We start from the raw sequence: 9,193 nt of genomic DNA on the forward strand, positions 1-9,193 counted from the left end.
GTCGAGGGGCGTGGCCGATCCGCGCCAGCGGGTCCGTCCACGGCGTGAACAGCTCGTCGTACGCGCCGGGAGCGCGCAACGGGCGCAGGCTCGGGTGCGCGTGCAGCCGGCGGACCAGGGCCGTACGCCAGGCCGCGAAGGCGCCCGCGTCGGTGCTGTCGGCCCGCATCGACCCGTCCCAGGCGGTGAGCCGGTCCCGTAGCTCCCGGGCGGGCGGGTCGAGGTCGCCCGGATCGAGTCGGTGGAGCAAGTCGCGCAGCGGCGTCGCGGCGAGCCGGGTGTCCATGTGTACGTCGTCCGGCGCGACGCCGTCGGCCAGCAGGGCCCGGATCCGGTCGGCGCGGTGCGGCGGGGCGAAGTCGGCGCCGAGGTCGGCCACGTCGGGGCGGCGGTCGTTGGCGCAGACCGCGATGTCCTCGACCGCGACCGGTTTCGTCTCGGCGTACCCGCCGCGCCACCGGTACCGCGGGTCCCAGCCGGGTACCGGTTCCCGCCGGCAGCGTTCGTCCCGGTCGGGCACGAGCCCGGCGACCAGCTGGTGGACGGCCCCGCTCCGGTCGGCGACGAGCACGCTGTTGACCGGCTCGACCCAGGCGCGCAGCGCGTCGGCGACGTCGTCGACCGTGCGGGAGCGCAGCAGCGGCAGCAGCGCCTCGAAGCCGAGGTCCGCCTCCACCCGGGCCGGGGTGCGCAGGCTGATCGCCTCGCCGGTGTGCCGGTCGTGGTCCACCACGGGACCACGCGGGGTCTCGACGACCTCCACGAGGTCCGGGTCGCCGCCGCGTACGTCGATCCGCTCGACGTGGTGGTGCGCGGGTACCCAACCGTCGGCGTCGCGGACCAGCACCCGGTCGCCGTCGCAGCGCAGCTGCTCGCGGTAGAGGTCCTGGTAGTCGGCCATCGCGTTGGTGACCGCCCAGGCCACCTCGCCCGCATGGCCGAAGTGGGGCAGCCCCGGCACGCCGGGGAAGGCGAAGCCGAGCACGTCGAACTCGGGGCAGGCCAGGCGGACCTGCTGGTAGATGCCGGGCAGTTCGAGCAGGCGGTGCGGGTCGCCGGCGATGACCGGCGCCCGGCCGCCGGCGGGGTCCCCGGGCACCGCCCAGGCGTTGCTGCCGGAGCCGCCGGGCCCCTCGACGGCGAAGAGCCCGGTCGCCATCGCGCCGAGGGTGGCGGTGACGTGGGCGTGCCAGAGCTTGTTCGGGAAGGTGGCGAAGAGGATGTGCTGGACGGCGAAGACACCCAGCGGCGACCACGGCCGCCATCGCCCCGGGGCCACCCCGACCGCTGCGAACTCAGGGGCACCGGCGGCGCCCTCGGCGAGCCCCTCATTGACCCCCGCGACGTAGGCGGTGACCCACCGCCGGGTTGCGGGGGAGAGGCGGCGGAAGCACCGCCGCGCGGTGTCGTCGAGCCGGGCGCGGCGGGCGAACCGGTCCCAGCCCAGCGCGTCGGGACCGACGTGCGCGGCGAGCCGGCCCTCGGAGCGCCACCGTTCGACCTCGATCTGCCAGGCCCGGTCCAGCGCGGCCACCCGGCCCTGCAGCCGGGCCAGCTCGTCGACGGACCGGGCGCGCAGGTGCGGCACTCCTCGGGCGTCGCGATAGATGCCGGTCACCGCGCGGCCCGCTCCGGAATCGGGGTGAGCCGCACGCTCTTTGAATATCAACTTAGGTTACCCTCCCCTAACTAAGGCGAACCTTACTGGAGGGTGAGACGTGAAACGCAACTGGGAGGCCCTGGTGCTCAAGGCCATGGGCGGCCGAGACTTCCGGCTCACGGTGCTCGGCACCGAGGCGGTCGGCGGCCACTGCCAGCGCCTGCTGATGGACGGCGGCGGCCTGCTGGAGTCCTGCGGGGTGCACCCGACCATGTGGATCCGGCTGTGGTTCGACGACGGCGGCCGACCGCACCAGCGCGCGTACACGCTGGTCGACCCGGATCCGGCCACCGGGCGCTTCCACCTGGAGTTCGCCCTCCACGACGGGTGCGCCGCGCGCTGGGCCACGACGGCCGAGGTCGGCGACACCATCGAGGCCACCGTCCAGGGCAGCGCCTTCCACCTGCCGGACCCCGCGCCGGCGCACCTCTACCTGGTCGGCGACGCCGCCTCGCTGCCGGCGGTGAACAGCCTGCTCGACACCGCCGCCGACATCCCGGCGACGGTCTGGCTGGAGTACGCGCACGAGGGCGAGCAGGCCCTGGCGCCGCGCGCTCGGGCGGGACACGAGGTCACCTGGGTGCCCCGCCGGGACGAGGGGCGGCACCTGGTCGAGACGGTCTGCGCGGCGCTGCCCGCCACCGCCGACGCCCACTACTGGGTCGCCTGCGAGGCGGCCAGTACGCGCAGCATCACCCGGCACGTCCGGCGTACCCTCGGCGCCGGCCGGCACCAGGTGACCTCGCTGGGCTACTGGGCCGCCCGGTGAACGGGCGCCTCGGCACCCCGAGCGCGCGCTGGCCGCCGCCGACCGGGCGGGCATCCCGCGGTCGCGGGGGCCTGCGTGGTCCTGATAGGCGGTTGGCGTCGCCCACCAGCGGCGGTTCGCACCCGCGTGTGCGTCCGACTCCGCTGATGAGCCGCAGCCGGTCGCCGAACCGCGGCGCGCCGAGCGGGTGCGGCGTTGACCCGAACTTAGGTTAGGGTAACCTAACTTCGCTCGATCAACTCGGGACCGCTGGTGGCCGCCGCGCCGTCGCCCGCCCGCCCGCCGTGTCCACTCTCGACCATTGAGGACTGCCATGAGTCTGCCCGGAGCAACCGTTCAGGCCCTCCCGACCGGAGTCGTCCCCGGCCCGGTGGCCGCCGACCGGGCCCACCTGTTCACCGCCGGCACCGTCGCGGACTACCGGCGGGTGCTGGCCGACGGCATCGACCGGGTGGCCGACCGGGTCGCCGCCGCCGACCGGCCCTTCACCGGCGTCACCCCGCAGGACCTCGCGCCCCGGATCGCCGGCATCGACCTGGACCGGCCGCTCGGCGACACCGGGGCGGCGCTCGACGAGCTGCAGGACGTCTACCTGCGCGACGCGGTGTACTTCCACCACCCGCGCTACCTGGCGCACCTGAACTGCCCGGTGGTGATCCCGGCGCTGCTCGGTGAAGCGGTGCTGAGCGCGGTCAACTCCTCCCTGGACACCTGGGACCAGAGCGCCGGCGGCACGCTGATCGAGCGGCGCCTGATCGACTGGACGATCGACCGGGTCGGGCTCGGGCCGGCCGCGGACGGGGTGTTCACCAGCGGCGGGACGCAGTCGAACCTCCAGGCGATGCTGCTGGCCCGGGAGGAGGCGGTCGGCCGGGCGGCAACCTCGGGCGGCACCCGGCCGTCCCGCCCGGAGTCGCTGACCCGGCTGCGGATCCTCACCTCGGCGGCCGGCCACTTCAGCGTGCAGAAGGCGGCGAAGCTGCTCGGCCTCGCCGCCGACGCGGTGGTCACCGTCGGCACCGACGCCGAGCGCCGGATGCGTACCGACGAACTGGCCCGGGAGATCGACCGGTGCCGCCGGGAGGGGCTGCGGGTGATGGCGGTGGTGGCGACCGCCGGCACGACCGACTTCGGCACCATCGACCCGCTGCCGCAGATCGCCGACATCTGCGCGGCGGCCGGCGTGTGGCTGCACGTCGACGCCGCGTACGGCTGCGGGCTGCTGGTCTCGCCGACCCGGCGGCACCTGCTCGACGGCATCGAGCGGGCCGACTCGGTGACCGTTGACTACCACAAGTCGTTCTTCCAGCCGGTCAGCTCCAGTGCGCTGCTGGTGCGCGACCGCCGGGTGCTGCGGCACGCCACCTGGCACGCCGACTACCTCAACCCGGCCCGCGCGGTCGAGCAGCGCATCCCCAACCAGGTCGACAAGAGCATCCAGACCACCCGCCGCTTCGACGCCCTGAAGCTCTGGCTCACCCTGCGCATCATGGGCCCGGACGCGGTCGGGGCCCTCTTCGACGAGGTGATCGACCGGGCCGACGCCGCCTGGCGGCTGCTCACCGCGGACCCCCGGTTCGAGGTGGTGACCCGGTCCCAGCTCAGCACCGTGGTCTTCCGCTACCTGCCCACCGGTCCCGGCCGCGCCCTCGTCGACGAGGCCAACCTGTACGCCCGCGAGGCGCTCGCCGCGTCCGGCGCCGCCCTCGTCGCGGGAACCACCGTGGACGGCGCGCACCACCTGAAGTTCACCCTGCTCAACCCCGAGACCACCGTGGACGACATCGCCCACGTCCTCGACCTGATCGCCGAACACGCCGGCTGGTACGTGCGTACCCGCACGGCCGGTGAGCTGTCCTGCCCCATCCGCTGACCGGCCGTCCCGCCCTGGAGAATCCCATGTCGACCCACGACTTCATCGCCGTCGGGCTGGGCCCGTACAACCTGGGCCTGGCCTGCCTGACCGCGCCGATCGGCGACCTCGACGGGCTCTTCCTCGAGGCCCGCGACGACTTCAACTGGCATCCCGGCATGCTGCTGGAGTCCACCCGCCTGCAGACGCCGTTCCTCGCCGATCTGGTCACCCTGGCCGATCCCACCTCGCCCTACTCGTTCCTGAACTACCTCAAGGAGTCCGGGCGGCTGTACCCGTTCTACATCCGGGAGAGCTTCTTCCCGCTGCGCAGCGAGTACAACGACTACTGCCGGTGGGCGGCGGCGAAACTGTCCAGCGTCCGGTTCGGCCACGAGGTCACCTCGATCGAGTACGACCCGACCGACGACCGGTACGTCGTGCACGCCACGGCGGCCGGCCAGCGGGTCACCCACCGGGCGCGGCACCTGGTGCTGGGCACCGGCACCCCGCCCCACGTGCCCGACGCCTGCCGGGACCTCGGCGGCGACGTGATCCACAACTCGCGGTACCTGGAGAACCGGGCGGCGCTGCGGGACAAGCGGAGCGTCACCGTGGTCGGCAGCGGGCAGAGCGCGGCCGAGATCTACCACGACCTGCTCTCCGACATCGGCACCCACGGCTACCAGCTCAACTGGGTCACCCGCTCGCCGCGGTTCTTCCCGCTGGAGTACACCAAGCTCACCCTGGAGATGACCTCGCCGGACTACGTGGACTACTTCCACGCCCTGCCCGAGGCGACCCGGTACCGGCTGGAGGCCGAGCAGAAGGGCCTGTTCAAGGGCATCAACGCCGACCTGGTCAACGACATCTTCGACCTGCTCTACGCCCGCAGCGTGGCCGGCCCGGTGCCCACCCGGCTGATGACCAACACCGCCCTGAGCACCGCCACCCACGACCCGGCGAGCGGGACGTACACGCTCGGCCTGCGCAACGTCGAGCAGGGCCGCGACTTCACCCTCACCACCCAGGGGCTGGTGCTGGCCACCGGCTACCACTACCGGGTGCCCGCCTTCCTGGCGCCGATCCGCGACCGGCTCCGCTGGGACTCGCACGGCCGGTTCGACGTCGCCCGCAACTACTCCGTCGACCACACCGGCCGGGGCGTCTTCCTGCAGAACGCCGGCACCCAGGCGCACAGCATCACCTCGCCGGACCTCGGCATGGGCGCGTACCGCAACTCCTGGATCATCCGGGAGCTGACCGGGCGCGAGCACTACCCGATCGAGCGGCGCATCGCCTTCCAGGAGTTCGGGGCGACGGTGGCGGTGACCGCGTGACGGTGTTCCGGCGGGTCGACGACCGGCTCGGCGAGTTCGCCCTGCGTACCCTCGATCCGGACGGCGACGCCGCACTGCTGCACGGCTGGGTCACCCACCCCAAGGCCGCGTTCTGGCTGATGCAGGACGCCGACGTGGCCCGGGTGGCGCAGGAGTACCGGCGGATCGCCGCGCACCCGCACCACGACGCGTACCTCGGCTCGTGGCGCGGCCGGCCGGCGTTCCTCGCCGAGCGGTACGACCCGGCCCACGTCGAACTCGTCGGCCTGCATGACGCCGCGGACGGCGACGTCGGCATGCACTTCCTCTGCGCGCCCGCCGACACTCCCGTGCACGGCTTCACCCGCGCCGTGATCACCACGGTCATGGCGTGGCTCTTCGCCGCCCCGGCCGTCCGCCGCGTCGTCGTCGAACCGGACGTGCGTAACCACGCCGTGCACGCGCTCAACGCCGCCGTGGGCTTCACCGTCGTCGGCCCGATCCGCAAGCCCGAGAAGGACGCCCTGCTCAGCGTCTGTACCCGTGAGATGTTTCTGGCCGCCACCCGAGGAGACCTGCCCGCGTGAACCCGCTCGCATCCGTGGACCACCTGACCCCGGGGCACTGGGCCGAGGCCAACCGGCTGCTGGTCCGCAAGGCCCTCGCGGAGTTCGCCCACGAACGACTGATCACCCCCGAGCCGCTGGGCGTGGACCGCTACCGGGTACGCGGCGACGACGGCACGGTCGAGTACCGGTTCACCGCCCGGCTGCTCGCCCTGCGGCACTGGCAGGTCGACGCGGCCAGCATCACCCGGCACTCCGACGGCCGCGAGCTGCCGCTGGACGCCGTCGACCTCTGCCTCGACCTGCGCGCGGCGCTCGGCCTCACCGACGAGATCCTGCCGGTCTACCTCGAGGAGATCACGTCGACCTTGGCCGGCACCGCGTACAAGCTCGGCAAGCCGGCGGTGGACGCCACCAAGCTGGCCCGGGCGGACTTCCAGGACGTCGAGACCCAGATGACCGAGGGGCATCCCTGCTTCGTGGCCAACAACGGCCGGATCGGTTTCGGGGTGCACGAGTACCACCGGTACGCCCCGGAGGCCGCCCGGCCGGTTCGGCTGATCTGGCTGGCCGCCCACCGCGACCACACCACCTTCAGCTGCGCCGCCGACCTGGACTACGACACCCTGGTCCGCGCCGAACTCGGCGACGACACGCTCGCCGGCTTCGCCCGTACCCTCACCGGGCTGGGCCTGGACCCGGCCGACTACCTGCTCCTCCCGGTGCATCCGTGGCAGTGGTGGAACAAGCTCGCCGTCACCTTCGCCGGCGAGGTGGCCCGGCGGCAGTTGGTCTGCCTCGGCGAGGGCCCCGACGAGTACCTCGCCCAGCAGTCCATCCGCACCTTCTTCAACGGCACCCACCCGGAGAAGCACTACGTCAAGACCGCCCTGTCGGTGCTCAACATGGGCTTCATGCGCGGGCTCTCCGCCGCGTACATGGAGCACACCCCGGCGATCAACGACTGGCTGGCCGACCTCGCCGCCACCGACCCCGTGTTCCGACGCAGCCGGCTGACGATCATCCGGGAGCGCGCCGCGATCGGCTACCGCCACCGGCAGTACGAGGCGGCGACCGACCGGTACTCCCCGTACCGGAAGATGCTGGCCGCGCTCTGGCGGGAGAGCCCGGTCGCCGGGCTGGAGCCGGGCCGCCGGCTGGCGACCATGGCGTCCCTGCTGCACGTCGACCGGGGCGGCCGCTCGGTCGTCGGCGCGCTGGTCGCGGAGTCGGGGCTGGCGCCGACGGTCTGGCTGCGCCGTTACCTCGACGCCTACCTGGTCCCCCTGCTGCACAGCCTCCACGCCCACGACCTGGCCTTCATGCCGCACGGGGAGAACGTGATCCTGGTGCTGCACGACGGGGCGGTGGAGCGGGTGATCTTCAAGGACATCGCCGAGGAGATCGCCGTGATGGACCCCGAGGCCGACCTGCCCCCGGCGGTGCGGCGCATCCGGGTCGCCGTCCCCGACGAGGAGAAGATCCTGTCGATCTTCACCGACGTGTTCGACTGCTTCCTGCGCCACCTCAACGCCATCCTGGTCACCGAGAGCGTCCTGGCCGAGGACGACTTCTGGCGCACGGTGGCCGAGTGCGCCGCCGACTACCAGCGCAGCGTCCCGCACCTGGCCGACCGGCTGCGCCGACACGACCTCTTCGCCGCCGAGTTCCCGCTGTCCTGCCTGAACCGGCTGCAACTGCGCAACAACCGGCAGATGGTTGACCTCGCCGACCCGTCGGCCGCGTTGCAGTTCGTCGGCACCCTGGCCAACCCGCTCGCCCGCTTCGCCCCGCCGCGATGAGCGCTCCCGGCACGGTACGCGACGGCAGCCCGGCGGGGTCGACCCGGCCGGCCGGTCCGGTCCGGCACCGCTGGCTGATCCTGGCCGTGCTCTGCCTGGCCCAGGTCACCGTGGTCCTCGACAACACCGTGCTGACCGTGGCGATCCCGGTGCTCACCGGCGAGCTGGACGCCACCACCGCCGACGTCCAATGGATGATCAACGCGTACGCGCTGGTGCAGTGCGGCCTGCTGCTCACGGCCGGCAGCGCGGCTGACCGGTACGGGCGGCGGCGGATGCTGCTCGCCGGTCTGGTCCTGTTCGGCGCCGGCTCGCTGGCCGCCGGGCTCGCCGGGACCAGCGGTCAGCTCATCGCCGCCCGGGGCGGCATGGGGATCGGCGGTGCCCTCCTGGTCACCGCCACCCTCGCGGTCGCCATGCAGATCTTCGACGCGGCCGAGCGGCCCCGGGCGATCGGTCTCTGGGCGGCCACCAGTGCGCTGGGCTTCGCGGCCGGGCCGCCGATCGGCGGCGCCATCCTCGCCCACCTGCCGTGGAACGCGATCTTCCTGGTCAACGTCCCCATCGTGCTGGTCTGCCTGCTGGCCGCCGGGGCGTTGGTGCCGGAGTCCCGCGACCCGGTGGACGGGCGCCTCGACCTGCTCGGCGTGCTGCTCTCCACGGCCGGTCTGACCGGGGTCGTCTGGGCGATCATCTCCGGCCCGGAGCACGGGTGGGCGGCGCCGGCGGTGCTCGGCGCGGCCGGCGGCGGCGTGCTCCTGCTGGTGCTCTTCGTGGGATGGGAGCGGCGGATCCCGGCCCCGATGCTGGACATGAGCCTGTTCGCCGAACGCCGGTTCGTCGGCGCGGTCTCCGGGGTCGTTCTGATCACCTTCGGCGCCACCGGCGCGCTGTTCCTGCTGACCCAGCACCTCCAGTTCGTGCGCGGCTATTCGGCGTGGGAGGCGGGGCTGCGGATGGTGCCCTTCGCGCTCTCCATCGTCGTGCTCAACCTCGCCGGCGTCGCCGCCCGGGTCATCCGCCGGCTCGGGTCGCCAGCGGCGATCGCCCTCGGGATGGCGCTGCTGGCCGGCGGACTCACGGTCGTCACGCACGCACCGGGGGACGGCTATCCCGTGCTGCTCGGCGGGCTGCTGCTGATGGGTGCCGGCTGCGCGCTGGCCAACCCGGCCATCGTCGAGGCGGTGATGAGCGCCGTGCCGGCGCGCAAGGCCGCGTCGGCGCG

Annotated in this window: 7 protein-coding genes; 6 read left to right on the plus strand and 1 reads right to left on the minus strand. The window is 73.3% G+C overall.

Annotation, left to right across the window (positions count from 1 at the left end; genetic code table 11):
• A partial coding sequence (locus tag JNW89_RS18610; RefSeq protein WP_238449878.1) for a penicillin acylase family protein occupies positions 1-1,618 on the minus strand: 1,618 nt, incomplete at its 3' end.
• Positions 1,619-1,718: 100 nt separating this feature from the next.
• Between JNW89_RS18610 and JNW89_RS18615 the strand changes: the two genes are divergently transcribed.
• The 6 genes from JNW89_RS18615 to JNW89_RS18640 all read left to right on the plus strand — a co-directional run.
• Positions 1,719-2,429: a siderophore-interacting protein gene (locus JNW89_RS18615; RefSeq protein WP_238449879.1), complete on the plus strand. Its 711-nt coding sequence runs from the start codon at positions 1,719-1,721 to the stop codon at positions 2,427-2,429.
• A 313-nt stretch (positions 2,430-2,742) separates the two neighbouring features.
• The gene (locus JNW89_RS18620; protein WP_238449880.1) at positions 2,743-4,302 is read left to right on the plus strand and encodes an aspartate aminotransferase family protein; all 1,560 of its coding nucleotides are present in this window, start codon (positions 2,743-2,745) and stop codon (positions 4,300-4,302) included.
• Positions 4,303-4,328: 26 nt separating this feature from the next.
• Entirely contained in the window at positions 4,329-5,621 is a 1,293-nt protein-coding gene (locus JNW89_RS18625) for a lysine N(6)-hydroxylase/L-ornithine N(5)-oxygenase family protein (RefSeq protein ID WP_238449881.1), read from the plus strand.
• On the plus strand, positions 5,618-6,187 hold the full coding sequence (locus JNW89_RS18630; RefSeq protein WP_238449882.1) for a GNAT family N-acetyltransferase: 570 nt from the start codon (positions 5,618-5,620) through the stop codon (positions 6,185-6,187). Before JNW89_RS18625 ends, JNW89_RS18630 begins: the two co-directional genes overlap by 4 nt.
• Positions 6,184-7,968, plus strand: a complete 1,785-nt coding sequence (locus tag JNW89_RS18635) for an IucA/IucC family siderophore biosynthesis protein (RefSeq protein WP_238449883.1) — start codon at positions 6,184-6,186, stop codon at positions 7,966-7,968. The genes JNW89_RS18630 and JNW89_RS18635 overlap by 4 nt, the downstream gene beginning before the upstream one ends.
• The coding region (locus JNW89_RS18640; protein ID WP_238449884.1) for an MFS transporter at positions 7,965-9,193 on the plus strand (1,229 nt) is incomplete at its 3' end. The genes JNW89_RS18635 and JNW89_RS18640, both read left to right, overlap by 4 nt.

The sequence above is a fragment of the Micromonospora sp. 4G55 genome, from assembly GCF_016803375.1.

Excerpts from the sequence above, each read along its gene's own strand:
- JNW89_RS18620 (WP_238449880.1), top strand. The coding sequence starts at position 2,743 with ATGAGTCTGCCCGGAGCAACCGTTCAGGCCCTCCCGACCGGAGTCGTC.
- JNW89_RS18625 (WP_238449881.1), top strand. The coding sequence starts at position 4,329 with ATGTCGACCCACGACTTCATCGCCGTCGGGCTGGGCCCGTACAACCTG.